Below are 26,394 nucleotides of genomic sequence, written 5' to 3'. Positions count from 1 at the left end.
TCCGCCGCCCAGGAACTGACGGCCTACCGTACGGCCTTCCGGCCCGGCGGCGGTGTTCGGCCCGCGTCAGCGGGCGGCGGTGGCGAAGACCACGATGTTGTCCGGGTAGTTGCCGGTGCGCGGGTCGAACCGGCCGCCGCAGGTGATCAGCCGGAGGCGGGCCTCGGCGCCGCCGCCGTACACCCGCTCGGTGGGGAAGCGCTCCTTCGGGTACGCGCCGACGCCGTCCACGGTGAACACCGCGACCCGGCCGTCGGCCCGGGTGACCTCGACGGTGTCGCCGGGGCGCAGCCGGCCGAGGTCGAAGAACACGGCGGGACCGCGCAGGGAGTCGACGTGGCCGACCAGCACGGCGTTGCCGGCCTCGCCGGGGGTGGGGCCGCGGCGGTACCAGCCGGCGATCTCCGGGTGGTCCAGCGGCGGCACCTCCAGCGCGCCGTTGGCGTCGGTGGCGACCGGGACGACGTCGGCGTCGACGCCGATCCGGGGAATGGCGACGCGGAGCGGCTCGGAGCGGGGGAGCACCGGGCCGGCCGCCCCGGAGCGCTCGGCGGTCGGCGCGGCCGAGGCGCCCGGCTGGGGCGGCGGGTCCGAGGTGGTGCCGAGGCCGGCGGCGACCAGCCCGGCGCCGGTGGCGCCCGCGAGGGTGACCGCGGCGACGATGACGGCGGTGCGGGCTCTCGACCGCCCGTCCGCGGGGTGGCGCTGCGACGACAGGGTCCCACCTCCGTCCGTCGTGGACGCGGTGCCCGCGCCGGTCGGACCGGCGCGGGCACCCGCTCAGGGATGGGTGGCGGGCCGTCAGGCGACGACGCTCGCGCGCCGGCGGCGGCGCACCATCACGTACGTCCCGCCGGCGACCGCCGCGGCGGCCAGCGCGCCGCCCGCGACCAGCACGCCGGTGTCGCCGTCCCGGCCGCCGGCGCCGGCCTGCGCGCCGCCGATCGGGGTGACGGTGAAGCTGGCCGTGCCGCCGTTGCTGCCGTCGCCGCAGGTGGCGGTGACCGTGTACGTGCCGAGCGTGAACCCGGCGGTGAAGAGCTCGGCGCTCAGCCCGCCGCCCGCCGCGGCCGTGGTGGATCTGACGTTCTGGTCCCGGTTCGGGCCGGTGACGCGGAAGAGCGCGTCGCCCGCCTTCGGGTTGCACGTCGTGGTGAGCACGACGGTCCCGCCGACCGGGGTGGTGGCCGGTGAGACGGTGGTGTCCGCGAGGGCGGCGGCCGGGAGCAGCAGTGTGCCGAGGCCCACGCCGACCGCCGCCGATCCGAGAACTGTCTTTGCCTTCATCCGCGTCTTCCCTCACTTTTCGTCCGCTGTCTGCGTGGGACGTCGTTCGGGTGGCCAACTCCGTGACTAGCACCGGTGTGGCCAACACTAGGAGGGTTGCGGCGGTCACTCGGCGTAATTGAGAAATCTTCGTTGCCGTCACGTGTTCCCGGTCGCTCCCGGGAGCGGCGGACATGCCCGCCCAGCCCGGGCAACCGGGCGGCGCGGGTCGTCCCGGGCTGCGTGCGACGTCCGGTGCCGGGGCGGCGCGGCGCGTCTGTCCGGTTCGGTCCCGCCTGCGCCGCTCGGCCCGGCCTGGGACGGCGTCAGCGGGGCGGTGGCTCGGGGCGGGCCAGGCCCACGTCGTAGGCGAAGACCACCGCCTGGATCCGGTCGCGCAGGCCGAGTTTGGTGAGGATGGCGGAGATGTGCGTCTTCACGGTGGCGGTGCTCAGGAACAACCGTTCGGCGATCTCCGCATTGGACAGTGCGCGCGCGGCGAGCGTCAGCACCTCCACCTCCCGGGCGGTGAGCGCGGCCAGCCGCCCCCGGTCGGCGGGCGCGCCGGGCAGCCGGTCGGCGAACCGGTCGAGCAGCCGGCGGGTCACCGTCGGCGCCAGCAGCGCCTCGCCCCGGGCCACCACCCGCACCGCCTCGGCCAGGTCGGCCGGCCGGGTGTCCTTGAGCAGGAAGGCGCTCGCGCCGGCGCGCAGCGCCGCGTACACGTGCTCGTCGAGGTCGAAGGTGGTGAGCATGACCACCCGTGCGGGGTTGCCGCCGGACACCAGCTCCCGGGTGGCGGCGATGCCGTCCAGCCGCGGCATCCGCACGTCCATCAGCACCACGTCGGGGCGGGTCCGGTTCGCCACCGCCACCGCCTCGACGCCGTCGGCGGCCTCGCCCACGACGGTCAGGTCGGGCCGGGCGTCGATGACCATGGCGAGCCCGGCACGGATCAGGTCCTGGTCGTCGGCGACCACCACGCGGACGGTCACGGTGCCCCCTCGGTTCGCGACTGCGGGGCTCGCAGGCCCGGCTCACTCCTCGCGCTCACGGTGCCACCTCGGTTCGCGACTGCGGGGCTCGCAGACCCGGCTCACTCCTCGCGCTCACGGTGCCACCTCGGTTCGCGACTGCGGGGCTCGCAGGCCCGGCTCACTCCTCGCGCTCACTGGCCCCGCCCCCACCGGCAGCCGGGCCGCCACGCGGAACCCGCCGGCGGGCAGCGGACCGGCCTCCAGCGTGCCGCCCAGCAGCCGGGCCCGCTCCCGCATACCGACGATGCCGCGCCCCGCGCCCGCGCCGGGGCGGCGCGGTGGCGCCGTGCCGTCGTCGACCACCGCCAGGCTCAGCACGCCGTCGCCGTAGCGGACGCTCACGTCGGCCCGGGTGGCGTGGCTGTGCCGCAACGCGTTGGTCAGCGACTCCTGCACGATCCGGTACGCCGACAGCTGCACCCCGCCGGGCAACTCCTCGGCGCCGGTGTCGCGGTCCATCGTCACCTCCAGGCCCACGGCCCGGACGGCGTCGGCGAGGGCGTCGAGCTGCGCGAGGCCGGGCTGCGGTCCGTCCGGATCCGCGCCACCGTCGGCGGCCAGCGCGTGCAGCATCGCCCGCAGCTCGGTGAGCGCGGACCGGGCCGCCGCGTTGATCGCGCCGAGCGCGGCGCGGGCCCGCTCCGGGTGCGCGTCGAAGACGTCCTCGGCGGCGGCGGCCTGCACGGCGATGACGGCCACGTGGTGGGCCACCACGTCGTGCAGCTCGCGGGAGATCCGCTCCCGTTCCCGGGTGAGCGCCTCCCGCTCCCGGTCTCGGCGGCGGTGGAACTGGCCGCGCTGCAGCTCGCCGAGGGTCCAGCCGAGGCCCAGCGCGGTCACCGCGAACAGCAGGTCCCGCCACCCCCCGGTGACCAGCTCCCACGGCGTCGGCAGCACCAGCAGCCCCAGCGCGACCAGTGAGAACCGGGGCGGGCGGAGCCGGGCCACGTACGCCAGCGGCACGGTGACCAGGCCGAGCCAGCCGAGCGGGGGGCAGAGCACCTCCAACCCGACGCCGGCGAGGGCGGCCACCGCGAGCGCGTACCCCGGTCGCCGGCGGATCCACAGCAGACAGCTGGCCTGCGCGGCGGCGAGGCCGACCGCGGCGGCGGTCCCGGACGCCGAGTCCGGCGGGGTGCCGGGGGCGAGCACGACGGTCAGGGCGACGGCGAGCATCACGGCGGCGATGCCGCCGTCGAGCAGCAGCAGGAAATGGGAGCGGGGCCGGCAGTTCACGCCCCGGATGCTAGGCGGTGCACCTGCCCGGGTTCATCGGTCGCCAGACGGAGATCTTGGCCGGATCTGGTCCCTGGGAGGGAGGCGCGAACCGGTCCGCGGCGCGATCCGCGGGGGCCCGGTGCGGGCCTAGCGTTCCCGGTGACCGATCCCGCTGATGGAGGTACGCCGCCATGGACACCACGACCACCCCCGCCGTCATCGCCGCCCGTCCGACGCGCCGCCGCGACCGTGCCCTGGCGGTGCTCGCCGCCCCCGCCGCGACCCTGGCGGTGTGGGCCGCCGCCGTTCCCGGGGCCGGGGTGGACCTGGTGGTGCGCAACGGCGGGACCGAGCAGCCCGTGACCGCCGGGGCGGTCGGGGTCAGCACCCTGCTCGCCGGCCTGGCGGGATGGGCGCTGCTGGCCCTGCTGGAGCGGTTCACCGCCCGGGCGCGGGCCGTCTGGACGGGCGCGGCGGCGCTGGTGCTGCTGGTGTCGCTGCTCGGCCCGGTGGGCGGGGGAGTGGGCACGGGGGCGACCCTGACGCTGGTCGCCCTGCACCTGGTGGCCGCCGCCGTGCTCGTCCCGCTGCTGCGGCGCACGGCCCGCGGGTGACGGTGCCGGTCGGGGCTGTCGCCACGGGGGTGGGCAGCCCCGACCCGACCCGCGCACATCCGGCGCGGGCGGCCCAGCCGGCCCGGCGGATGCCCGGGCCGGCGGGTCGGACGGGCCGGGCGGGCTCAGCCCGCCGGGACCGGCTCCGGCAGCGGCTCGCCGGTCTCCAGCAGGCTCTTGAGGCTGGCCAGCAGCTCCGGCCAGCCGCCGCTGCCGTCGAGCTGGCCGCTGACGGCCCGGTGCATCTCGCTGTCCGGCGAGAAGTCGTCGTGGGTCACCGTCAGCCGCACCGCCTCGGCGTGCGGGGTGAGGTCGAAGGTGACCTTCGAGCGGCGCTCGCCGAGCCGGACGGCCAACTCCTCGTCGGACCAGCCGAAGTGCGCGGCGTGCTCGGGCTGGAAGCCGTGCCAGGTGTACGCGAGCCGCCGGTGGGGCTCGGCCTCCAGCACCCGCTGCCCGAGGTCCTTCGGCTCGCTGTCGGGGGAGTCCTGCCAGAGCAGGGGCGAGCCGGGGCGCCAGTCGGAGACCAGGGTGACACCGCCCCAGTAGCGCCGGGTGAACTCGGGCGCGGTGAGCGCCGTCCAGAGCCGCTCCGGTGTGGTGCGGATGTAGGTGGTGTAGACGAACGTCGGGCCTGCCATGGGCTGCCCCTCCAATGCTGTCTGCAGGTCGGCGAGGGCCTGTGCCCGGGCCCGGTCGTACCGGCCGATCCACCGGTCGGCGACGGCGTTGATCGGGGCGGCGTTGAGGTGGTGCAGCTTCTCCCGCCCGCGTCGCGCGGTGGTGACGAGGCCGGCCGCCTCCAGCACCGCGAGGTGCTTGCTCACCGACTGTCGGGTCATGTCGAGCCCGGCGCTCAGCTCGCGCAGGCTCTGTCCGTTGCGGACGTTGAGGCGGTCGAGCAGCCGGCGGCGGCTGGCGTCGGCCAGTGCCCGGAACACCTCGTCCACTCGTCCTCCGTCCGGAACAGGCAACCCCACGGCTGCCTGTTTCGAGAATAAGCAGCCGCGCGGTTGCCTGTCCAGCGTCGCCGCTATGGAGCTAGCCTCCTAGGATGCCCTAGGCACTGTGCGGGTCCGCACGACGGAGAGAGCCCACGCGGGTGGAGCGGGAACGGGCGGCGCTAGGGGAGGAGGCCGGCGCGGCGGGCGGCCACCACGACCTCCAGGCGCGTGTGCGCGCCGAGCTTGCGCATGGCCGAGCGCAGGTAGCTCTTCACCGTCTCGGGGCGCAGCCCGAGCTGCCCGGCCACGTCCGCGTTCGTGCAGCCCAGGGCGACGCAGGCCAGCACGTCGGTCTCCCGCGGTGACAGGGCCACGGCCGCCGGCGGCCCCGGGCGGCGCACCGCGCCGGCGAGCCGGTCGGCGACGGCGTCGAGGCGGTCGCGCAGCTCGGGATCGGCGATCCGGGTCAGCAGGCCGCGCAGCTCGGCGTGCGCCTGGCGGACCTGCTCCCACTCGGCCCGGTCGGGTCCGGACGGGACGGCACGGTCGGCAGGGCGGCCAGCGCCGTCCGGGCGGCGTCCCGGTCCGCGAGGCGGCGTTCCAGGTCCCGCCCGGCGTCCACGGCGGCGGCGACCAGGCGGTCGCCGAGGGGCAGGCGCTGGCGTACGGCGCCGTAGAGGACCGCGCGGACCTCGCGGCGCACCACCACCGGCACGGCGAGCACCGAGCGCAGTCCCTCGACGGAGACCGGGGCGTCGTACTCGTGGCTGATCGAGCGGGCCGCCCGGTAGTCGTCGACCCGCAGCGGCAGCCCGAGGGCGAGCGCCTTGCCGCCGAGGCCGGCGCCGGCGTGGATGGCGAGGCCGCGCAGCGCGGTCGTGCTGGTGCCGGTCAGCTCGGTGATGGTCATCCGGGGCGGGCCGCCCGGCGCGACCAGCCCGCCGAAGGCGACCGGCAGGCCGGTGCGGCGGCGCAGGATCAGCAGGCCGCGCCGGACCTCGTCGGCGTCGTCTCGCGGGTAGAGCGTCACCACCTGGCCACCTCCCGCCGGCCACCCCCGTCCGGGGGTGGTGAGACGTGCGTCACCCGATCGAGGATCAGCGTACTGCGCGCGGCGCCGTCCGCTCCCGGCCGCGCGCCCCGGACAGGAAGGACACCCCATGGCCACCGCCGGCACCCAGGCCTTCCGCGAGGCACGCGACTTCCTGCTCGCGCACCGGACGGACCACGAGACCGCGTACGAGAAGTTCCGCTGGCCCCGGCTGGACGAGTTCAACTGGGCGCTGGACTGGTTCGACGTGCTCGCGGAGGACAACGACGACACCGCGCTGCGGATCGTCGAGGCGGGCGGCGGCGAGGGAAGCTGGTCGTACGCCGAGCTGTCCCGCCGCTCGAACCGGGTGGCGAACTGGCTGCGCGCCCGTGGCGTCCGCGCCGGGGACCGGCTCATCCTCATGCTCGGCAACCAGCTCGAACTCTGGGAGACCATCCTCGCCGCGATCAAGCTGCGCGCGGTGATCATCCCGGCCACGCCGCTGCTCGGCCCCGCGGACCTGGCCGACCGGCTGGCGCGCGGCGCGGCCCGGCACGTGGTGGTCGGCGCGGAGCACGCCGGCAAGTTCGCCGAGGTGGCCGGCGACTACACCCGGATCGCGGTCGGCCCTCCGGTCGACGGGTGGCACGACTACGCCGACGCGTACGGCGCGGACGACGTGTTCATTCCGGACGGGCCGACCCGGGCCGGCGACCCGCTGCTGCTCTACTTCACCTCCGGCACCACGGCCCGGCCGAAGCTGGTGGAGCACACCCACGCCTCGTACCCGGTGGGGCACCTGTCCACCATGTACTGGATCGGGCTGCGCCCCGGCGACGTTCACCTGAACATCTCCTCGCCGGGCTGGGCGAAGCACGCGTGGAGCAACGTGTTCGCGCCGTGGAACGCCGGCGCCACGGTGTTCGTCTACAACTCCGCGCGCTTCGACCCGGCCGGGCTGATGGCCGCCATGGACCGGTGCGGGGTGACCAGCTTCTGCGCGCCGCCGACGGTGTGGCGGATGCTGATCCAGGCCGACCTGACCCAGCTCGCCCGCCCGCCGCGCAGCGTGGTCGGCGCGGGGGAGCCGCTGAACCCCGAGGTGATCGAGCAGGTCGAGGCGGCCTGGCGGGTCACCGTCCGGGACGGGTACGGGCAGACCGAGACCACCGCGCAGATCGGCAACCCGCCCGGCGCGCCGGTGAGGCCGGGCTCGATGGGGCGTCCGCTGCCCGGCTACGTGGTGCGCCTGGTGGACCCGGTCACCGGGGAGGTGGGCGACGACGGGGAGGTCTGCCTGGACCTGGCGCACCGGCCGACCGCGCTCATGGTCGGCTACCACGGCGACGAGGAGTTGACCGCCACCGCGATGCGCGACGGCTGGTACCACACCGGTGACATCGCCTCCCGGGACGCCGACGGCTACCTCACCTACGTGGGGCGCACCGACGATGTGTTCAAGGCGTCGGACTACCGGGTGTCGCCGTTCGAGCTGGAGAGCGTGCTGCTGGAGCACGAGGCGGTGGCCGAGGCGGCCGTGGTGCCGTCGCCGGACCCGGTGCGGCTGGCCGTGCCGAAGGCGTACGTGGTCCTCGCGCCCGGCTGGGCGCCGGGGCCGGAGACCGCGGCGGCGCTGTTCGCGCACTCGCGGGACCGGCTGGCCCCGTACCTGCGGGTGCGGCGGTTGGAGTTCGCCGACCTGCCGAAGACCATCTCCGGCAAGATCCGCCGGATCGAGCTGCGGGCCGCCGAGCGGGAGAAGCACGGTGACGCGGAGGCGCGGCCGGCCGGCGAGTACCGCGAGGAGGACTTCCGATGAGCCTGCCGTCCTACGCGAGCGGGATCTCCGACGCGCCGCTGCTCGGCGACACCATCGGCGCGAACCTGGCCCGCGCCGTGGAGGCGTACCCGGACCGGGAGGCCCTGGTCGACTGCCCGAGCGGCCGGCGCTGGACGTACGCCGAACTGGGCCGCGCGGTGGGTGAGCTGGCCCGCGGCCTGCTGGCGGCGGGGGTGGCCAAGGGAGACCGGGTCGGCATCTGGGCGCCGAACTGCGCGGAGTGGGTCCTCGTGCAGTACGCCACCGCCGCGATCGGCGCGATCATGGTGAACATCAACCCGGCCTACCGGCGGTACGAGCTGGAGTACGTGCTGAACCAGTCGGGGGTGCGCCTGCTGGTCTCCTCGCCCGGCTACCGCAGCAGCGACTACCGGGGGATGGTCGCCGAGGTCCGCGGCGCCTGCCCGGCGCTGGGCACGGTGGTCTTTCTCGGCGAGTCGAGCTGGGACGACCTGGTGGCCGGCGGGGCGGCGGTGCCGGTCGAGCGGCTGGCCGCCCGGGCGGCGGAGCTGAGCTGCGACGACCCGATCAACATCCAGTACACGTCGGGGACCACGGGGTTTCCGAAGGGCGCGACGCTGTCGCACCACAACATCCTCAACAACGGCTACTTCGTGGGCGAGCTGGTCCGCTACACCGAGCGGGACCGGATCTGCCTGCCGGTGCCGTTCTACCACTGCTTCGGCATGGTGATGGGCAACCTGGCGGCCACCAGCCACGGCGCCTGCGTGATCATCCCGGCGCCGACCTTCGACCCCGCCGCGACGCTGCGGGCGGTCGCCGCCGAGCGGGCCACCTCGCTGTACGGGGTGCCGACCATGTTCATCGCCGAGCTGGCCCTGCCGGACTTCGCGGACTACGACCTGTCCAGCCTGCGTACCGGCATCATGGCCGGCTCGCCGTGCCCGGTGGAGGTGATGAAGCGGGTCATCGACGGGATGCACATGGCCGAGGTGGCGATCTGCTACGGCATGACCGAGACGTCGCCGGTGTCCACCCAGACCCGGCACGACGACGACCTGGACCGGCGGACCGCCACGGTGGGGCGGGTGCTGCCGCACGTCGAGGTGAAGGTGGTCGACCCGGCGACCGGGGTGACCGTGCCGCGCGGCGAACCGGGGGAGCTGTGCACCCGGGGCTACTCGGTGATGCTCGGCTACTGGGACGAGCCGGAGAGGACGGCCGAGGCGATCGACCCGGCGCGCTGGATGCACACCGGCGACCTGGCGGTGATGCGCGACGACGGCTACCTGACCATCGTCGGCCGGATCAAGGACATGATCATCCGGGGCGGGGAGAACGTCTACCCGCGCGAGATCGAGGAGTTCCTCTACCGGCACCCGAAGATCTCCGACGTGCAGGTGGTCGGCGTGCCCGACGAGCGCTACGGCGAGGAGATCCTGGCCTGCGTGATCCTGCGCGACGGGCACGACACGCTCACCGTCGAGGAGATCGCCGAGTTCTGCCGGGACCGGCTGGCGCACTACAAGATCCCGCGGCAGGTACGGGTGATGGACGCCTTCCCCATGACGGTCAGCGGCAAGGTGCGCAAGGTCGAGCTGCGCCAGGCGGGCCCCGCCTGACCGTCACTCCCCGCGCGGCCCGGTTCCGGCCCCGATCCTGGGCGTATCGTGAGCGGTCTTCTCGGGAGATCGGCGTGGGGCACCTGTTCGTCAGGCTGGCCGGGCACGGCGCCCGGCTGGTCCCGTACTGGCCGTACCGGTTCGCCGGGTCCGCGGGGTCGTCGACGGTCGAGGTCACCGTCGGCGACGGAGGTGAGCGGCGGGCGGTCGTCGGGCCCGGCGCCGCGTCGGTGCCCCCTCCCTCCCGGCCGGCGGTCACGGTCGGGAGGGAGGAGGCCCGCTATCTGGTCAGGCGACCGGTTCGGGTGCGGCGCCCGCGCCGGTCTCGGTACGGGCTGCGGGGACGAGCCGGCGGTCGCCCGCGTCGGCGTGGTAGTCGTCGGCGGTCGTGCCGTCGGTGCCGTCGGTCACCTTCGCGGCCCGCAGAATCAGCGTGCCCAGCACCGCGACCAGCAGGTTCACCAGTACGGCTACAAAGCCGACGTAGACAGTCCTGGTGGTATCGAAGCCGAATTCTCCGAGGGAGAAGGCTGAGCCCCCGAAATGCTGCCGGCCGTTCGCGCCCGGGATCTGATAGAGCATCCACATGCCCAGGCCCATCCCGGCGACCCAACCGGCGATCAGCGCGCCCCGGTGGAACCAGCGGGTGTAGAGGCCCAGCGCGACGGCGGGCAGCGTCTGCAGAATGATGACCCCCCCGATCAACTGCAGGTCGATGGAGAATTGCGGGTCGAGGAAGACGATGCAGCCAACGGCGCCGACCTTCACCACAAGTGAGGTGATCTTCGAGACGTTCGCCTCCTGGGCCGGGGACGCGTCGCGCCGCAGATATTCCTTGTAGATGTTGCGGGTGAACAGGTTCGCGGCCGCGATCGACATGATCGCCGCCGGTACCAGGGCGCCGATCCCGATCGCGGCGAACGCGATCCCGGCGAACCACCCGGGGAACTGCTGGTCGAACAGCAGCGGCACGATGGTGTTGTTGTCCACCGAGCCCTCCTTGGCGCCTGGCAACGGGGTTACCCCGGCCGCGATCGCCATGTAGCCGAGCAGTGCGATCAGTCCCAGGAGCAGGGTGTACGCGGGCAGCGCTGACATGTTCCGCCTGATCACGTCACGGTTCCGGCTGGCCAGCACGCCGGTCAGGCTATGCGGATAGAGGAACAGCGCCAGGGCCGAGCCAAGTGCCAGGGTGATGTATTGCCACTGGTTGTTCGCGTTGAGCAGGACCCCGTCACCCGGCGCGGGTGAGGCCTGGAACTTCGCGTCCGCCGCGTCGAAGATCTTTCCCCAACCGCCCAACTTGTAGGGCAGGTAGATGACCGTCACGAGGATCACGATGTAGATCAGAGAGTCCTTGACGAAGGCAATCAGCGCGGGCGCCCGCAGGCCGGACTGGTAGGTGTACGCGGCCAGGATGGCGAACGCGATGATGATGGGCAGATGCCGGGCGATGGTGCTTTCGCCGGTCACCCCCATCGTTTTGAGCACCGCCTCGATCCCGACAAGCTGGAGCGCGATGTACGGCATCGTGGCGGCGATGCCGGTGATTGCCACCAGCAGGGCCATCGTCGGCGAGCCGAACCGTGTCCGAACGAAGTCAGCCGGAGTGACGAAGCCGTGCCGATGCGACACCGACCAGAGCCGGACCAGCACGAGGAAGACGATGGGATAGACGATGATTGTGTACGGCACGGCGAAGAACCCCGCCGCACCGGCGCCGAAGAGCAGCGCCGGCACCGCGACGAACGTGTAGGCCGTGTAGAGGTCACCACCGACGAGGAACCAGGTGATCCAGCCGCCGAAACTGCGCCCGCCCAGCCCCCACTCGTCGAGGTGTGCCATGTCCTTCGGCGCTCGCCACCGCGCGGCAACGAACCCCATGGCGCTGACCAGGAGGAAGAGGAAGGTGAAGATGATGATTTCGGTGAGGTTGTCACGCCACATGGCCGCTCACCCCCGCCGCTTCGTCATCTGGTAGACCACCGTCGTGGTGGTGACGCCGAGGATGATGAAGGCCAGTTGTAGCCAGTAGAAGGTCGGAAAACCCAACAGCCGCGGGGCGTCCCAGTTGAACAAGGGCGTGATCAGCGGCACCACGATCGGTACGAACAACAGCCAGTTCCACGTGCTGCTGTCCTTGGCTCTGGCTCTGGCTCTGGCTCTGGCTCTCGGATTCGGCGGCACAGTCTGCTCCTGTTCGTGTCTGCGGGAGGGCATCGGTGCGATGTGCGAGATTCGGACTGGCCGGCGCGGTAGCCGGAGTCAGTGCGGACCGGAGCGCCCGGTACGCCGGTGGGTCAGGTAGGCGCAGACCAGGCACGCTGCGGTGAAGGGGACCCACGCGAGCTGGTACCAGTGGAAGAAGGGCACACCGAAGAGTCGCGGTTCGGCACGGGCGAACACCGGCGTGGCCACCGCGCCCAGGACGGGCAGCGTCAGAGCGACCGCCTGTAGCCACGCCCAGGCGCGGGCGGGTCGTGCGGTTGGCGCCACGACGTCGCCTTTTTCACCTGAGTCCATACGCGTCTCCCCTTCACCTCGACGCTTGATTCTCATGTTTCGGAGTGGTTAACTCTCGATCAACTTCTCTTGCCCTACTGCGTTCCTCCCTGCTGGTTCCCTCACCACCTCAGTTGCGGTCCGAACCCGAAAGGTTTACCCGCATCGGATGTGGACCCCGCCAGCCGCACGGGAGGAACCAGCACATGGCAGAGTTCGCGGTCCGTAGTCACACCGGACGTGGGAAGTGGACGTGACAGCGGCGGTCGCCGCGGTCGTCGTCCTGTCGGCGTCCGTGGTCGCCCTCGTGGCCTTCCGCGGCCGCGGTCGCCGCTCGCTCGCCGAGCGCGACCTGGCCGGCTGGGCCCTGGCCGACCGCGGCCACGGGCATCTGATGACGTGGTGCGTCCTGGGCGGCACGATCTACACCGCATACACGTTCCTGGCCGTTCCCGGGCTGGTGTTCGGCTCCGGCGGTGTCGGCTTCTACGCTCTGACGTACACGGTCGTGGTGTACGTGTTCGCCTTCATGGTCCTGCCACGACTGGCCGGCATCGCGCGCACCCACGGCTACGTGACGGGGGCCGACTTCATCCGCGGCAGGTACGGCAGCCCGGGACTGGCGCTCGCGGTGGCGATCACCGGGATTCTGGCCACGATGCCGTACATCGCCCTGCAGTTGCTGGGCATACGGGCGGTGCTCAGCGTGCTCGGGGTCGAGTCCGACGGTGTGGTGGGTGACCTGGTGCTCACCGTCGTGTTCGCGGTACTCGCCGTGTCGACCTACCGGCACGGGCTGCGTGCGCCCAGTGCCGTCTCCATCGCGAAGGCGATCCTGGTCACGGCGTCCGCCGTGTCGATCGCGGCGCTCGTGTGGACCCGGATCGGTTCACCGGGCGAGCTGTTCGCCGCGGCGGAGCAGACAATCACCGCGCGGGACAGCCGATTGAGCGTCGTGCTGGACCCGGCGCTGGGGCCCGCGTACGTGTCGTTGGCACTGGGGTCGGCTCTGGCGCTGTTCGCGTTTCCGCACGTGCTGATGGTCGCGTTCTCGGCCCGCACCGACGACGTCGTTCGGCGGTCGACGGTGACGCTGCTCGGCTGGACCGGCCTGCTCGGGCTGTTCGCCGTGTTCGGCGTGGCCGCGCTGGCCTCGAACCTCGTGCCCCCTCCGGGTCGGGCCGACCTCGCCGTACCGATGCTGGTGCACGAGCTGGCACCGGCATGGCTGGCCGGGGCCGTGCTGGGCGGCCTGGTGGTGGCGGCGCTGGTACCGGCTGCCGTCATGTCGATCGGAGCTTCCGCCCTGTTCGCCCGCAACGTGTATGTGGAGTACGTCAACCCGACCGCCACCGCGGAGCAGGAGACCAGGGTGGCCCGGGTCGTGTCGCTGCTCGTGAAGCTCGGCGCCCTGGGCTTCGCCATGGGCCTGCACGATCAGAACGCCATCAACCTTCACCTGCTGGGCGCGGTGTGGGTCCTGCAGACGTTGCCCCCTCTCGTCCTCGGCCTCGCACCCCGGGCACCGCACCGGTTCGCTCTGCTGAGCGGCTGGTTCGTCGGGATGATCGCGGGCACCGCGATGGTCGCCCACGGCGGCTTCTCACCGACGGTGCTGGTGTCCCTCGGGCCGGTCCACACGCAGCTGTACGCGGGGCTGCTCGGGCTCGCGGTCAACCTCGTCGTCGTCGGCATGGCCGAGTTGCTGCTGCGCCGATGGGGGCCCGGCCGGGGTCTCGATCGGACGGTTGACCGACGAAATACGCGGACGCTGCCGGCCACCAGTTCGCCCTCGGTGCCGTCATGAACCTCGACCGAGCGCAGCGCCGCGGCACTGTGGATCGCCGCGACCAGCTTGCGCAATCCGAGATCGTCGGCCCTGACCCCGACGGCTCGCTGGCGAAGGGACCCGGCCTCGATCTCCGCGATGTGGAACGCGAAGCTGCGATGGTCGCCCTTTTCGACGGACTGCACGCCCAACTCGTCCGACTTGCCTTCCTGCTCGGCGCCGACCACGACGCCGAGGACCTGGTCTCGGAGGCGTTCTGCGAGCTGCATCGACGCTGGTACCGGCTGCGTGATCCGGCGGCGGCACCGCAGTACCTGAGGTCGATCGTCTGTAACCTGACTCGTATGCACATCCGGCATCTGCAGGTGCGTCGCAGCCATGCCGGCGACGAGCTGCCTGCGGGCCGGTCCGGCGTCGTGGACTCGGCGGAATCGTCCGTGCTGCTCCGAGAGGATCAGCGGGCGGTCGTGGTGGCGCTACGGCAACTGCCGGTGCGCCAGCGCGAAGCGCTGGTGCTGCGCTACTGGCTGGATCTGAAGGAAGCCGACATCGCCGGCGCCATGGGCATCAGCACCGGTGCCGTGAAGTCACACATCTTCCGGGGCATGGGCGCCCTGGCGGCGCTCATGGGCGCGTCCCGATGACCATCGACGAGACCGAGACCCGGCTCCGGGACACCCTCCAGGTGCTGGCGACCACCGCCGTCACCTCCCCGGATGCATACGCCAACGCCCGCGGCAAGTGGCAGCGGCGGGAGCGGCGCCGGCGGCTGCTCACCATCGTCCTGGCACTGCTGCTGGTCGGCCTGGCCGATGTGGTCGGGCTCTGGGCACTCAGCAATCACCACCACACGAAGCCGACGCCGTACGACAAGCCCGTGGCCCCTGGCAACGAGGTCCGGCTCGACAGCGTCGTGATCATTCCCTGACCTGGGTTGGTGACCGGGGCAGCCCGTCGCGGGCCGGCGGCGCGCGGAAGGGCGAGCGCCGCTGAGATCGCGAGCGCTCGCCCTTCGCCTCGTGGCAGGTGTCAGGCCATCTTGCCGGACAGTTCCCAGGCCGCGTCGACGAGCCGGTCGACGTCCTGGCTCTGGTGGAACAGGTGCGTGGAGATGCGGACGGGACGATGCGACTGGGCCGATCCGATGACCGGGAAGTCGCTGTTCCGGATCGTGATTCCGTACTCGTCGTGCATCCGCGCGACGAACGCGGCCGACTTCTCCGCGTTGAGCACATCGGTCGGATTGCGGAAGGGGTTGAACGACGTCAGGGCGCAGACCAGGCGCGGGTCGTCCTTCGGGGAGTACAACGATCGGACCCCCCACCGCTCGACGACGAGTTCCTTGAGGTACGACGACAGGCCGACGACGTGGTTCTCGATGCGCTGTCGTCCGATGCGGTCCCACACCCCGCAGACGGTCCTGACTCCTTCGGTCAGGGCAATGCTGCCGTTGCCGACGGACTGGAGGTAGCTGCCGATGTTGTAACTCGCCGTGTCGGTCGACGAGCGGGGCGGCACGCCGCCTTCCTGCGGGTAGCTGCTGGACACGACCGGCCAGAACTCGGGCAGGGGGTTCGGGTTGTACTGGGACAGGACCTTGTTGCGGATGTACAGCACGCCGGTCCCGCCCGGGCCGCACTGCCACTTCGCGGCGGAGCCGGCAAGGAAGTCCACGCCGAGCTCGTGGAAGCTGTAGTTCATCATCCCGGGGATGTGCGCCCCGTCCACGACGCTGATCAGTCCGTGGTCCTGCGCGAGCTTGGCCAGCATCCGGATCGGCAGCATCGTCCCGGTCTTGTACGTCGGGGCGGAGAACAGCAGAACCTTGGTCCGGGCGGTGATCGCCTGCCGGAACAGCTCCACGTAGTCCTCGGCCCGCTGGTCGTTGCCCACGGGCAGGGCGACCTTGCGGATGACGACGCCGTGCCGATCCCGGGCCAGGGCCATCGGGACGAGCCCGCCGCCGTGCTCGTGATTGGTCGTCAGGATCTCGTCACCCGCGCGCAGGTTCAGCCCGGCGATGATCTTCGACATGCCGTCACTGGTGTTGTGCGAGATCACGAGCTCGTCCACGTCGCAGCCGTACCCCCGGGCCGCGACGGCCCGGATGTCGGCGAAGTCGCTGTAGGCGGAGAGGGCGTCACGGGCGACGTCCCGATTCGTCTTGTCCAGAGTGTCAAGGACCTCGCGGGGTGGGGAGCCGACTGTCCCCACGTTCATGAAGAGGACCTTCTTGTCGAGGGTGAACAGCTTCTCGACCTGGCGCCAGAAGTTCGCGTCGTTCGCGAGCGGCAACGACGACGACCCGGCAGCGGTCAGCGGGGCTGCCGCCGCGGGAGAGGCGGCGGCGAAGTTCAACCCGGCCGCACCCGCGACGACGGCGCCCGCGCCGGCGCCCATGAACTGGAGAATGCCTCGACGCGAAACGCCCTTGGGCGCCGTGTCCCCAGGGACTGGGGCCTTGTTGTTCAGCACAGTGTGTCCCCCTTCTTGGTGAAGTCAGCGCACCGCGATTGCGGAGATCTCGACCTTGGCGTCCTGCGGCACCCGCGCCACCTGGACGGTGGCCCGGGCCGGCGGCTTACTGCCGAAGAATTCGGCGTACGCGGTGTTGAAGCGGGCGAACTCGTTGAGGTCTGCCACATAGACCGTGGTGCTGACGATGTTGTCCAGGGTCATTCCACCGGCCCGCAGCACCGCATCCAGGTTCCTCAGGACCTGGCGCGTCTGGTCCTCGATGGACGCACCCGCCAGGAGCTTGTTCGTGACCGGGTCGATGGGAAGCTGGCCGGACAGGTAAAGGGTGTCTCCCACAGCTATGGCCTGGGAGTACGGACCTATCGCGGCCGGGGCGTCCGGCGAGGTCACCACCCGGTGACGCTTGCCACCGTTCTTCTGCTCGCTGGCATTGGCGGCCGGTTCGTGTCCTGTGATGACGGCACCGGCTGTGCCAGCCAGCGCGCAGGCGAGAACTGCGGCAACCAGGCGAGTCCGTCGAAATCCGACAATGGAAATTCTAGGAGACACGCGTCTCTCCGCTCGTCGTGGATGTCTGCCGACTTCCGCAGGCCTGCGAGGTTGTCGTCATCCGTAAGTTGCCGCCCACGCGCGTACGGTTTACCGCCTGGAGCTATTTGTTTGGCCGCGATGTCGGCGCCGGCAGTGCGGTGACGGGCATGATCAACGCTGGAGAGCCGGGCATAGCGGCGATGGGAAGGTGCCCGCCACCTCGGTGAGCCGGAGTGGATCCTGGAGGATTACCGGGCTACCACCCTGACGGTCACTGCGCCTGACCGCGCCCGAGCCGTGCGGCCACCCGCTCGTGCAGTGCCGCCAGCGCCGGGCTGACCGTCGCGGTCAGCGGCGTCGGGTCGGCCAGCCGGCGGGCCGGCTCCGGTAGCCAGGCGAGATCGGCGTCGAAGCGGGCACGGGCGGCGCGAACCGCCTCGGCCGGGTCGGTGGGGTCGAGCAGGCGGCCACCGCGCATGACCGGCACCAGCAGCGGCTCCCGGTCGCCCGGTGGTGGCTCGTCGCGCAGCCCCACCACATCGCCCGCCCCGCCGGTGGGATCACGGAAGACCTGCTTGGCGGCGGGCAGCGTGGCCTTGCCCGGGGACAGCTTCAGCACCGGCCGGTCGCCGTAGGCGACCAGCTTGTAGGCGCTGTCCAGCGACGGCGCGTCGTACGAGACGCCCATCCTGGTGCCCACGCCGTACCCGTCGATGGGTGCGCCCTGCGCCACGAGGCCCGCGATGACATCCTCGTCGAGGCTGCCGCTGGCGATGATCGTGGCCTGCCGCAGCCCGGCGGCGTCCAGGATCGCCCGGGCCTGCCGGGCCAGCGCCCCGAGGTCCCCGGAGTCGAGCCGCACGCCGACCGGGCCGGTCAACCCGAGTTCGGTGACGACGTCGACGGCGGCCCGGACTCCCGCCGGCGTGTCGTAGGTGTCGACCAGGAAGATCGGGTTGGTCGGGAAGTCGGCGGCGAACGCACGGAACGCCGCACGCTCGTCGGGGAACGCCTCCACGTACGAGTGGGCCATCGTCCCGGACGGGGCGAGCCCGTACCGCATGGCGGCCTCGACGTCGCTGGTCGCGGCGAAGCCGGCGATGGCCGACGCCCGCGCCACCCCGGCGCCGGCCTCGATGCCGTGGGTGCGGCGGAACGCGAAGTCGATCAGCTGCGCGCCGGCGGCGGCGAGCCGGCAGCGGGCCGCCTTGGTGGCCACCGTGGTGTGGAACGTGATCAGGTTCAGCACGGCGGTCTCCACCAGCTGCGCCTCCGCGATCGGCGCGGTGACCTCCAGCAGCGGCTCGTCGGCGAAGACCACGCGACCCTCCGGCACGGCCCACACGTCCCCGGTGAACCGCAGCCCGGCCAGCGCCGTCAGGGCCGGCTGGTCGAACCCGACGACGTCGCGCAGGTAGCCCAGCGCGGCGTCGTCGAAGACGAAGCTCTCCAGGAACGCCAGGGCCTCGGCCAGCCCCGCGGCGACCAGGAAGCCGCGCCGGTGCGGCAGCCGGCGGACGAAGAGGCTGAACGTGGCGTGCTCCGTCATGTCCCGGCGCAGGTAGCTGGCCGCCATCCGCAGCTCGTACAGGTCGGTCCGCAGTCCCGTCATGCCACCTCCTCCGCCACGCCCCCACTGTGATCCATCCGGTGGCGAGGCGTACCGGAAACGGGAGATCCGCCGCGGGCGGTGGCCGCCGGCGGCTCAGCGGGGGCCGACGGCCCGCCAGAACTGCCGGGGCGCGTAGCCCTCGCGGCGCAGCCAGTGCTCGGTGTAGACGATCCGCTCCGCCGGCACCACCACGAGCGGCCCGGACGGCGGCTCGTCCAGCGGCCGGGACCGCTCCACGTGGTCGGACTGCCACCGGTACGCCGGCCAGTGGTGGTCGAAATCCGCGTCACCGGGGTGCAGCACCCGGGCCCGGCCGAAGACCTGCGCGCCACGGCTGCTGGCCTGGCCGATCAGGGGCGCGAAGATCCCGACCGAGACACGCGGGTCGGCGGCGAGGTTGCGCATCTTCGGCGAGTCGGCGACGGCCGTGAACATCAGGGTGAAGTCCAGGTGGAAGTAGCGCACCGGGGTGGCCAGCGGGCCGTCCGGGCCGGTGGTGGCCAGCACGCACATGTTCTGCGTGGAGAACAGGTGGAGGATGCGCTCCTCCAGCCGGCTCCGGTCGAGGCGGGCGGTGGGGGAGGGGCCGGCGAGCCAGGGGTTCGTGACGGGCATGGGTGATCTTCTCATGCCCGGCGACCGGGCCGGCGCTGCGCCGTTGCCGGAGTTGATCGCTTCGCGTAGCGTCGTCGACCGTGAACACCGGACTGGCGCCACGCCACGCACGGATCGGCGACCCGGTGGACGGCTGATCGCCGGGCGGGTGCGGAGCAGGCACCCCCTCGGTCCGGCACGCGGGCCTCCACGCGCCTTCGCGCGACAGGTCCCGTCCAGTGCCGAACAACAGCGAGGTCAGCCGAATGACAGTCACGTTCAACCACACCATCATCGCCGCCAAGGACCGCGAGGAGTCGGCCCGATTCTTCCGGGAGCTGCTGGAACTTCCCGAAGCCCCGTCCTGGGGCGTGTTCACCAACATCCAGCTCGACGGTGGCGTGCTGCTCCAGTTCGCCGAGCCGCCGGTGGAGATCCAGATGCAGCACTACGCCTTCCTGGTCGACGAGGATCTGTTCGACCGGGCGTATCGGCGGCTGTGTGACCGCGGCATCACCCACTGGGCCGATCCGCAGATGCGCCGTGCCGGCGAGACCAACAATGAGCACGGTGGTCGCGGTGTCTACTTCAAGGATCCCGCGGGCCACGCGATCGAGTTGATCACCCGCCCGTACCTGTAGCCGGGATGCTCACCGGCCGGGCCGACCGGGAACCACCTCGGCCCGGCCGGTGGGTTCGCTCGCCGCACGGGGGCGGCAGCCGGATCGCCGGGGCCCCCTGACGGGCACAGTGGACGCTAGGGTCTGGGTCCATGCGGTATCGACTCCTGGGCAACACCGGCCTGCGCGTGTCCGAGCTGTTCCTCGGAGCGATGACCTTCGGCGAGCAGGGTGGCGTGGGCGCGCCGCTGGACGAGTGCCGCCGGATGCTCGACCGGTACGCCGACGCGGGCGGCAATGTGGTGGACACGGCGATCAACTACCGCGCGGGCGCCAGCGAGGAGTTCCTCGGCGAGCTGCTGACCGGCCGCCGGGACCGGTTCGTGCTGGCCACGAAATACACCGTCTCCCGCGACAGCGGTGACCCCAATGCCGCCGGCAACCACCGCAAGAACCTGGTGCTGTCGCTGGAGACCAGCCTGCGGCGGCTGCGTACCGACTACATCGACCTGTACTGGGTGCATCTGTGGGACCGGCACACCCCGGTCGAGGAGACCATGCGGGCACTCGACGACGCGGTCCGCGCCGGCAAGATCCTCTACGTCGGCATCTCCGACACCCCGGCCTGGGTGGTGTCGCGGGCCAACGTGCTGGCCGAGTGGCGCGGGTGGACGCCGTTCGCCGGGCTCCAGGTGCCCTACAGCCTGCTCAACCGGGACGCCGAGCGGGAGCTGCTGCCGATGGCCGAGGCGAGCGGGATGACCGTGGCGGCGTGGAGCCCGCTCGCCGGTGGCATCCTCTCCGGCAAGTACACGCGGCGCGAGGCGGCCGACAGCGCTCGCCTGGCCACCGCCACCCTCACCGAGCGCGACCACGCGGCGGCCCGCGCCGTCCAGGAGGTCGCCGACGAGCTCGGCGCCACCCCGTCGCAGGTCGCCCTGGCCTGGCTACGCGCCCGCTCACGCGCCGTGCACCCGATCGTCGGCGCACGCTCCGTCGAGCAGCTCACCGACAATCTCGGGGTGCTCGACGTCGACCTTCCCGACGAGGCGGTCCGGCGACTCACCGCCACCACCGAGATCGAGCTGGGCTTCCCCGCCGACTTCATCGGGCAGACCAGCGGCTGGGTCTTCGGCGATGCCGGCGATCGGGTCGACGGCCGCCGGTGACCGGGGCGGGACGCGCGGAAACCCGGTTCGGGTAGCACTCGACCCCTGGTAGGTTCGCTCGCCGTGACGGGGACGGCGGGGGATCGGCTCGACGGGCGGTTCGCCCGGCTCTGGACGGCCAGCACCATGTCGGCGCTGGGCAGCGGCATGGCCACCGTGGCCGCCCCGCTCTACGTGGCCTCGCAGACCGACGACCCGTTGACCGTGTCGGCCGGCGCCGCGGTGGCGTGGCTGCCCTGGTTGCTGTTCGCGCTGCCCGGCGGGGTGCTGGTGGACCGGGTGGACCGGCGCCGGCTCATGGTGGTCATCGACTGGGTGCGGGTGGCCGTGCTGGCCGTGCTGGCGGCCGCGCTGGTCACCGACCGGGCCGGGGTGCCGCTGCTCTACGCGGTGCTGTTCGTGGTCAACACCGGCGAGGTGGTGTTCCGCACCGCGGCCCAGGCGGTCGTGCCGGCCGTGGTGCCCCGGTCCCGGCTGGAGCGGGCCAACGGCTGGCTGGGCGGGGGCACCCAGATCATGCAGAACATGGTCGCCGGGCCGCTCGGCGGCTTCCTCTTCGTGCTGGCCGCGGCGATCCCGTTCGCCGTGAACGCCGGCACGTACGCCCTCAGCGCCGTCCTCGTCGGGCTGCTCGCCGGGTCGTACCGGGGCGCGCCGGGTGCGGGCGGGCGCCGCTCGGTCCGCGCGGAGGTCGCCGAGGGGTTCCGCTGGCTGTTGTCCCAGCGGCTGCTGCGCACCATGGCCCTGTTGATCGGGCTGCTGAACGTCACGCTGACCGCCGCCCTCGCGGTGCTGGTGCTGCTCGCCACCGACCGGCTCGGCCTCGGCTCGGTCGGCTACGGGGCGCTGTTCACCTGCATGGCCGTGGGCGGGCTGCTCGGGTCGGCGGTCGGCGACCGGCTGATCGCCACCATCACCGCCACCTGGACCGTGCGGGTGGGCCTGCTCATCGAGGCCGGCCTGCACCTGGCCCTGGCCGCCTCGCGCAGCGCCGTGGTGGTCGGGGTGGCGCTGTTCGCCTTCGGGGTGCACAGCGCGTTGTGGAACATCGTCGCGAACTCGCTGCGCCAGCGGCTCACCCCGCCCGCGCTGATGGGCCGGGTGGGCAGCACCACCCTGTTCGTCGCGGCGGGTGGCAACTGCGTCGGGGCGCTGCTCGGCGGGGTGCTCGCCGACCGGTTCGGGATCACCGCGCCCTACTGGGTGGGGCTCGTGGTGGCCGTCGCGGTGATCGGTATGACCTGGCGGGTGTTCGACCGGGCCACCGTTGCCGCCGCGTACGCCGACCCGGCCCCGGACGGCCGGGACACCCCGGCGACGGTCGCCTGAGCGGGCCTCAGGGCACCGGCAGGGTCACGCCCTGAGCGGCCGCCTGGTGCGCCAGTTCGATCAGCTCGACCACCCCGACCGAGTCCATCGGGTCCACCGGCAGCGGGGCGCCGTCCCGCAGCGCCGCCGCCAGTTGCGCGTAGAAGTCCTGATAGCGGCCCGCCTCGGTGGGCACCGCCCGCAGTTCGCCGTCGGCGCCGAGCCGGCCGTACCGGTCGGGGTCGACCTCGCCCCAGCCGGGCGTGCCGGGCCGGCCGCCGTCGCGCAGCGCCGCCTCCTGCGGGTCCAGGCCGTACGTCGTGTAGGCGGCGCGGTCGCCGAGCACCCGGAAGCGCGGGCCGAGCTGGGCGGTCACGGCGCTCATCCACAGGTGGGAGCGGACCCCGCCGGCGTGGGTGAGCGCGACGAACGCGTCGTCGTCCACCTCGGCGCCCGGCCGGCGCCGGTCCACCTCGGCGTAGACCCGCTGCACCGGGCCGAACAGCCGCACCGCCTGGTCCACCAGGTGGGCGCCGAGGTCGAACAGGGCGCCGCCGGCCTCGCCGGGCGCGGCGCTCTCCCGCCAGCCGGGCTTGATGGCCGGCCGCCACCGCTCGAACCGGGACTCGAAGCGGGCCACCCGGCCCAGCTCGCCGGCCTCGACCAGCCGGCGCACGGTCAGGAAGTCGCCGTCCCAGCGGCGGTTCTGGAACGCGGTCAGCGGCACGCCGGCGGCGGCCGCCTCCGCGACCAGCGCGCGCCCCTCGGCGGCGGTCGGCGCGAGCGGCTTGTCGACCACCACCGGCAGCCCGGCCGCCACGGCCGCCCGGGCCATCGGCACGTGCTGCCGGTTCGGCGTGGCCACCACGACGAGGTCGAACGTGTCGGCGGCCCGCCAGAGCTGGTCGGCGTCGTCGAGCACCCGGGCGTCCGGGTGCTCGGCGTGGACCTGCGCGCGGCGCTCCGGGTCCCGGGTGACCACCGCGTGCAGCCGTAGGCCGGGCGTGGCGGCGACCAGGGGGGCGTGGAACACCCGCCCGGCGATCCCGTATCCCAGCAACCCCACCCGCAGCGGCGCCTGCGCCATGCCGTCCCCCGTCCTCGATGATCCCCTGCGAATCTACGCGGCGCGCCGGGCCCGGGACGGCGGGTCCCGGGCGGCGGCCCACCCGGGGGTGTGGCAGCGTGGGCGGGTGCATCCCATCCCGGTCGAGGTCGACGTCGCGCTGGTCGGCGGTGGTGGCGCCGCCTCCCTGGTGCTGGCCGCCCTGGACCGGCACGGCGTGACCGGCCTGCGGGTCGCCGTCGTCGACCCGGTACGCAAGCGCGGCCAGGACCGCACCTGGGCGTTCTGGGGCGCCCCGGGCGGCGACCTCGACCCGCTGCTGAGCGCGAGCTGGTCGGAGGTCGACGTGGTCACGCCCGCCGGCCGCCGCGTCCTGCCGCTCACCCCGCTGCGGTACGCCATGCTCCGCTCCGCCCCGGTCTACGACCGGGCTGCCGCGGCCGAGCGGCGGCTGGGCGCGGTGCGGATCGGCGCGCCGGCCGGCGTGCTGGCCGACGACGGTCACCGGGTGACCGTCCACGACCCGGAGGGGCGGCCCCTGGTCCGCGCCGGCTGGGTGCTGGACTCCCGGCCCCGCCCGCCGGCCCGGCCCGGGCGGACGAGCTGGTTGCAGCACTTCCGCGGCTGGTGGCTGGCGGCCGACCGGGCCACTTTCGACCCGGGCCGGGCGGTGCTCATGGACTTCCGCACCCCGCAGCCCGCCCGGGGCGTCTCCTTCGGCTACGTGCTGCCGGTCGACGACCGGTACGCCCTGGTCGAGTACACCGAGTTCGGCCCGGCCGTGCTCACCGACGCGGGCTACGACGCGGCGCTGCGCGGGTACGCCGGCCTGCTCGGCCTGGACCTGTCCGGGCTGCGGGTGCGGGAGGTGGAGAACGGGGTGATCCCGATGACCGACGGCCCGTTCGTGCCCCGCCCGTCGCCGCGGGTGGTCCGGCTCGGCACCGCGGGTGGCGCCACCCGCCCGTCCACCGGGTTCACGTTCTCCGCGATGCTCCGGCAGGCCGAGCAGGTGGCCCGGGCCCTGGCGGCGGGCCGGCCGCCGGTGCCGGCGCCCGCCTATCCCGGGCGGCACCGGTGGATGGACGCGGTGGCGCTGCGTGCCCTGGACCGGGGGCACCTCGGCGGGGTGGCGTTCTTCGAGCGGCTGTTCGACCGGAACCCGCCGGAGCGGGTGCTGCGCTTCCTCGACGGGGTCACCTCGCCGGCCGAGGACCTGGCGGTGATGCGGTCCAGCCCGCTGCTGCCGATGACCGGCGCGGTGCTCGGCGACGCGGCCGGCCGGCTGCGCGCCCGGTGGGGCCGCGGCCCGGCCCCGGCCCCCGTGCCGGAGGCCGGGCCGCGCGCCGCCGGTCAGGCCGGTTCGTAGCGGGCGATCACGACGCCCGTGGTGGTGGTGACGCTGTCGGTCGACCGCAACGCGCCGGGCTCGTCGCCGGGTCGAACAGCCGCGGATTCGACAGCGGTCAGCGGCCGAGTTCCGCGGCGACGCGGTCGCGGACCAGCACCCGCAGCCGCTCCATCGGGTCGCCGTCACCGGCGCCGAGCCGGTTGCGCACCGCCGCCACGGTCAACCCCAGTTCCGGGTACGCGAACGCCAGGCTGCCGCCGCTGCCGGCCGTGCCGAACGACCCGTCGGCGTCGACCGCGTAGCCAAGGCCGAACGTCGCCTCCTGCCCGAACACCCACTCCTCGGCGCGCACCGCCACGGCGGAGACCTCCCGGAGCCGTTCCGGCGAGATCAGCCGCACCCCGTCGACCGGGCCGAGCAGCGCCGCGTACATCCGGGCGACCGCGCGGGCGGACATCGTGCCGACCGCCGGCACGTCGGCGCGGAGCACCTCGGGGCGGCTGCCGGTCGTGGCGTCCGGGCGTACGTGCGGCGGGGCCACCGCGTCGAAGTTCGGCAGGTTCGCGCCCGCCCAGGTCATGAGGGCGGCCAGGCCGGCGTCCTCCAGCCGGGCCAGGCGGGGGAGGTCGGTCTCCGGCACGCCGAGGAACAGCTCGCCGGTCACGCCGAGCGGCCCGGCCACCTCCTCGGCCAGCACCTGCGAGACGGGCTTGCCGGTGACCCGCCGGACCACCTCGCCGACCAGCCAGCCCCACGTCCAGGCGTGGTACGCCAGCCGCTCGCCGGGCGCCCAGAGCGGCTCGGCGTCGGCGAGCAGCCCGCACATCCCGTCCCAGTCGGTGAAGTCCGCCGGGGTGATGTCGGCGGGCAGGGTCGGCAGCCCGGCCGTGTGGGTGAGGGCGTGCCGCAGCGTGATGCCGTCCTTGCCGTGCCGCGCGAATTCCGGCCACACCTCGGCGATGCGCAGGTCGTAGTCGAGCCGCCCCCGCTCGGCGAGCACGTGCACGACGGTGGCGGTGAGCCCCTTACCGGTGGACACGGCGTGCACCGGTGTGTCGGCGGTCATGGGCCGGCCGGTGGTGGTGTCGGCCAGCCCGGCCTGCTCCTCGACGATCGGCGCGCCCGCCACGTACGCGGCCACCTGCACCCCGGTCTCCCGCCCGGAGGTGACCAGCTCGTCGACTGCCGCGCGTACCTCGGCCCGCAGGCCGTCCCAGCGTCCGTCCATGATCAGCGACCCTGCCAGACCGTGTCGCCGGTGTCCCGCGGTTTTCCGTCACCGGCCGGCCGCGGGCGGGTCGGGTGGTCCCGCGCCGGGGCGTACCGGGTAGGTTGCCGGCATGGTGGAGGCGGCGACCGGCGGGGTCGTGGAGATCTGGACCGACGGGGCGTGCAGCGGCAACCCGGGCCCCGGCGGGTGGGGCGTCCTGCTGCGCTGGGGCGGGCACGAGCGGGAGCTGTGCGGCGGCGAGGCCACCCCGACCACCAACAACCGGATGGAGTTGATGGCCGCGATCCGGGCGCTGGAGAGCCTCACCCGCCCGGTCACCGTGCGGCTGCACACCGACAGCACGTACGTGCGCAACGGCATCACCGGCTGGCTGGCCTCCTGGAAGCGCAACGGCTGGCTGACCGCCGCGAAGCAGCCGGTGAAGAACGCCGACCTGTGGCAGCGGCTGGAGGCGGCCTGCGCCCGGCACGACGTGACCTGGCTCTGGGTGAAGGGCCACAACGGGCACCCGGAGAACGAGCGCGCCGACGCGCTGGCCAACCGGGGGATGACCGAGGCGCGCGCGGCGGCGGTGGCCGCTCGCTGAGCCGGGTGGGTTGTGTCGACCC

General features: G+C 73.2%; 27 protein-coding genes. 11 read left to right on the top strand and 16 right to left on the bottom strand.

Annotated elements, in window-relative coordinates; genetic code table 11:
* Positions 1-66: 66 nt before the first annotated feature.
* From NFX44_RS02430 to NFX44_RS02415, 4 genes are all read right to left on the bottom strand, one after another.
* The gene (locus NFX44_RS02430) at positions 67-717 is read right to left on the bottom strand and encodes a class F sortase (RefSeq protein WP_262281996.1); all 651 of its coding nucleotides are present in this window, start codon (positions 715-717) and stop codon (positions 67-69) included.
* 84 nt (positions 718-801) lie between these two features.
* Positions 802-1,287, bottom strand: coding sequence for a hypothetical protein (locus NFX44_RS02425; RefSeq protein ID WP_262281810.1), 486 nt, complete (start codon positions 1,285-1,287; stop codon positions 802-804).
* A gap of 305 nt (positions 1,288-1,592) precedes the next feature.
* Complete coding sequence (locus NFX44_RS02420; RefSeq protein WP_262281809.1) at positions 1,593-2,261, bottom strand: response regulator transcription factor; 669 nt, start codon at positions 2,259-2,261, stop codon at positions 1,593-1,595.
* Between the two features lie 114 nt (positions 2,262-2,375).
* Positions 2,376-3,539, bottom strand: coding sequence for a sensor histidine kinase (locus NFX44_RS02415; protein WP_262281808.1), 1,164 nt, complete (start codon positions 3,537-3,539; stop codon positions 2,376-2,378).
* Positions 3,540-3,712: 173 nt separating this feature from the next.
* On the opposite strand from NFX44_RS02415, the gene NFX44_RS02410 reads away from it, so the two are divergent.
* Positions 3,713-4,135, top strand: a complete 423-nt coding sequence (locus tag NFX44_RS02410; protein WP_262281807.1) for a DUF6069 family protein — start codon at positions 3,713-3,715, stop codon at positions 4,133-4,135.
* 125 nt (positions 4,136-4,260) lie between these two features.
* Here NFX44_RS02410 and NFX44_RS02405 read toward each other — a convergent pair whose 3' ends face one another.
* From NFX44_RS02405 to NFX44_RS02395, 3 genes are all read right to left on the bottom strand, one after another.
* Positions 4,261-5,085, bottom strand: a complete 825-nt coding sequence (locus NFX44_RS02405) for a metalloregulator ArsR/SmtB family transcription factor (RefSeq protein WP_262281806.1) — start codon at positions 5,083-5,085, stop codon at positions 4,261-4,263.
* Between the two features lie 173 nt (positions 5,086-5,258).
* Positions 5,259-5,453, bottom strand: a complete 195-nt coding sequence (locus NFX44_RS02400) for a response regulator transcription factor (RefSeq protein WP_262281805.1) — start codon at positions 5,451-5,453, stop codon at positions 5,259-5,261.
* Between the two features lie 92 nt (positions 5,454-5,545).
* The gene (locus tag NFX44_RS02395; RefSeq protein WP_262281804.1) at positions 5,546-6,112 is read right to left on the bottom strand and encodes a hypothetical protein; all 567 of its coding nucleotides are present in this window, start codon (positions 6,110-6,112) and stop codon (positions 5,546-5,548) included.
* 127 nt (positions 6,113-6,239) lie between these two features.
* Between NFX44_RS02395 and NFX44_RS02390 the strand changes: the two genes are divergently transcribed.
* Both NFX44_RS02390 and NFX44_RS02385 read left to right on the top strand, forming a co-directional pair.
* Positions 6,240-7,931: an AMP-binding protein gene (locus NFX44_RS02390; protein ID WP_262281803.1), complete on the top strand. Its 1,692-nt coding sequence runs from the start codon at positions 6,240-6,242 to the stop codon at positions 7,929-7,931.
* Positions 7,928-9,535 (top strand): AMP-binding protein, encoded by a 1,608-nt coding sequence (locus NFX44_RS02385; protein ID WP_262281802.1) that lies wholly within the window; start codon positions 7,928-7,930, stop codon positions 9,533-9,535. The genes NFX44_RS02390 and NFX44_RS02385 overlap by 4 nt, the downstream gene beginning before the upstream one ends.
* A 288-nt stretch (positions 9,536-9,823) precedes the next feature.
* Here the strand turns inward: NFX44_RS02385 and mctP are convergent, their stop codons facing one another.
* From mctP to NFX44_RS02370, 3 genes are read right to left on the bottom strand one after another with little or no spacing between them, the layout of a single operon-like run.
* Complete coding sequence (mctP, locus tag NFX44_RS02380) at positions 9,824-11,482, bottom strand: monocarboxylate uptake permease MctP (RefSeq protein ID WP_262281801.1); 1,659 nt, start codon at positions 11,480-11,482, stop codon at positions 9,824-9,826.
* Positions 11,483-11,488: 6 nt separating this feature from the next.
* A complete protein-coding gene (locus tag NFX44_RS02375) occupies positions 11,489-11,755 on the bottom strand; it encodes a DUF3311 domain-containing protein (protein ID WP_262281800.1) in 267 nt (88 codons plus the stop codon).
* Positions 11,756-11,800: 45 nt separating this feature from the next.
* Complete coding sequence (locus NFX44_RS02370; RefSeq protein WP_262281799.1) at positions 11,801-12,031, bottom strand: DUF3311 domain-containing protein; 231 nt, start codon at positions 12,029-12,031, stop codon at positions 11,801-11,803.
* Positions 12,032-12,290: 259 nt separating this feature from the next.
* On the opposite strand from NFX44_RS02370, the gene NFX44_RS02365 reads away from it, so the two are divergent.
* Genes NFX44_RS02365 through NFX44_RS02355 form a run of 3 tightly spaced genes read left to right on the top strand, consistent with a single transcriptional unit; the run spans position 12,291 to position 14,754 of the window.
* Positions 12,291-13,844 (top strand): sodium:solute symporter, encoded by a 1,554-nt coding sequence (locus NFX44_RS02365; RefSeq protein WP_262281798.1) that lies wholly within the window; start codon positions 12,291-12,293, stop codon positions 13,842-13,844.
* Positions 13,841-14,470, top strand: coding sequence for an RNA polymerase sigma factor (locus NFX44_RS02360; RefSeq protein WP_262281797.1), 630 nt, complete (start codon positions 13,841-13,843; stop codon positions 14,468-14,470). The genes NFX44_RS02365 and NFX44_RS02360 overlap by 4 nt, the downstream gene beginning before the upstream one ends.
* Positions 14,467-14,754, top strand: coding sequence for a hypothetical protein (locus NFX44_RS02355; RefSeq protein ID WP_262281796.1), 288 nt, complete (start codon positions 14,467-14,469; stop codon positions 14,752-14,754). The genes NFX44_RS02360 and NFX44_RS02355 overlap by 4 nt, the downstream gene beginning before the upstream one ends.
* A 101-nt stretch (positions 14,755-14,855) precedes the next feature.
* Here the strand turns inward: NFX44_RS02355 and NFX44_RS02350 are convergent, their stop codons facing one another.
* From NFX44_RS02350 to NFX44_RS02335, 4 genes are all read right to left on the bottom strand, one after another.
* Positions 14,856-16,226, bottom strand: a complete 1,371-nt coding sequence (locus NFX44_RS02350; protein WP_262281795.1) for an aminotransferase class V-fold PLP-dependent enzyme — start codon at positions 16,224-16,226, stop codon at positions 14,856-14,858.
* Positions 16,227-16,325: 99 nt separating this feature from the next.
* Positions 16,326-16,853, bottom strand: a complete 528-nt coding sequence (locus NFX44_RS02345) for a RidA family protein (RefSeq protein WP_315974550.1) — start codon at positions 16,851-16,853, stop codon at positions 16,326-16,328.
* 253 nt (positions 16,854-17,106) lie between these two features.
* Positions 17,107-18,447 carry a nicotinate phosphoribosyltransferase gene (locus tag NFX44_RS02340; RefSeq protein WP_262281794.1) on the bottom strand — a complete coding sequence of 447 codons (1,341 nt, stop codon included), beginning with the start codon at positions 18,445-18,447 and terminating at the stop codon, positions 17,107-17,109.
* A 93-nt stretch (positions 18,448-18,540) separates the two neighbouring features.
* Entirely contained in the window at positions 18,541-19,062 is a 522-nt protein-coding gene (locus NFX44_RS02335) for a pyridoxamine 5'-phosphate oxidase family protein (protein WP_262281793.1), read from the bottom strand.
* Positions 19,063-19,307: 245 nt separating this feature from the next.
* Between NFX44_RS02335 and NFX44_RS02330 the strand changes: the two genes are divergently transcribed.
* From NFX44_RS02330 to NFX44_RS02320, 3 genes are all read left to right on the top strand, one after another.
* Positions 19,308-19,682 (top strand): VOC family protein, encoded by a 375-nt coding sequence (locus NFX44_RS02330; RefSeq protein ID WP_262281792.1) that lies wholly within the window; start codon positions 19,308-19,310, stop codon positions 19,680-19,682.
* Between the two features lie 131 nt (positions 19,683-19,813).
* Positions 19,814-20,830, top strand: coding sequence for an aldo/keto reductase (locus tag NFX44_RS02325; protein ID WP_262281791.1), 1,017 nt, complete (start codon positions 19,814-19,816; stop codon positions 20,828-20,830).
* A 63-nt stretch (positions 20,831-20,893) separates the two neighbouring features.
* Positions 20,894-22,159, top strand: a complete 1,266-nt coding sequence (locus NFX44_RS02320; RefSeq protein WP_262281790.1) for an MFS transporter — start codon at positions 20,894-20,896, stop codon at positions 22,157-22,159.
* A gap of 7 nt (positions 22,160-22,166) precedes the next feature.
* Here the strand turns inward: NFX44_RS02320 and NFX44_RS02315 are convergent, their stop codons facing one another.
* A complete protein-coding gene (locus tag NFX44_RS02315; protein WP_262281789.1) occupies positions 22,167-23,225 on the bottom strand; it encodes a Gfo/Idh/MocA family oxidoreductase in 1,059 nt (352 codons plus the stop codon).
* Positions 23,226-23,313: 88 nt separating this feature from the next.
* Here NFX44_RS02315 and NFX44_RS02310 point away from each other — a divergent pair, with 88 nt between their 5' ends.
* The gene (locus NFX44_RS02310; RefSeq protein WP_262281994.1) at positions 23,314-24,573 is read left to right on the top strand and encodes a lycopene cyclase family protein; all 1,260 of its coding nucleotides are present in this window, start codon (positions 23,314-23,316) and stop codon (positions 24,571-24,573) included.
* Positions 24,574-24,670: 97 nt separating this feature from the next.
* On the opposite strand, the gene NFX44_RS02305 is transcribed toward NFX44_RS02310, so the two are convergent.
* Positions 24,671-25,783 (bottom strand): serine hydrolase, encoded by a 1,113-nt coding sequence (locus NFX44_RS02305; protein ID WP_262281788.1) that lies wholly within the window; start codon positions 25,781-25,783, stop codon positions 24,671-24,673.
* 112 nt (positions 25,784-25,895) lie between these two features.
* Between NFX44_RS02305 and rnhA the strand changes: the two genes are divergently transcribed.
* Positions 25,896-26,372, top strand: coding sequence for a ribonuclease HI (rnhA, locus tag NFX44_RS02300; RefSeq protein ID WP_262281787.1), 477 nt, complete (start codon positions 25,896-25,898; stop codon positions 26,370-26,372).
* Positions 26,373-26,394: the final 22 nt, after the last annotated feature.

It is taken from the genome of Micromonospora sp. MA102 (assembly GCF_025460765.1).
Classification (GTDB): domain Bacteria; phylum Actinomycetota; class Actinomycetes; order Mycobacteriales; family Micromonosporaceae; genus Micromonospora; species Micromonospora halotolerans.
This window is presented reverse-complemented; position numbering and strand designations above follow the sequence as displayed.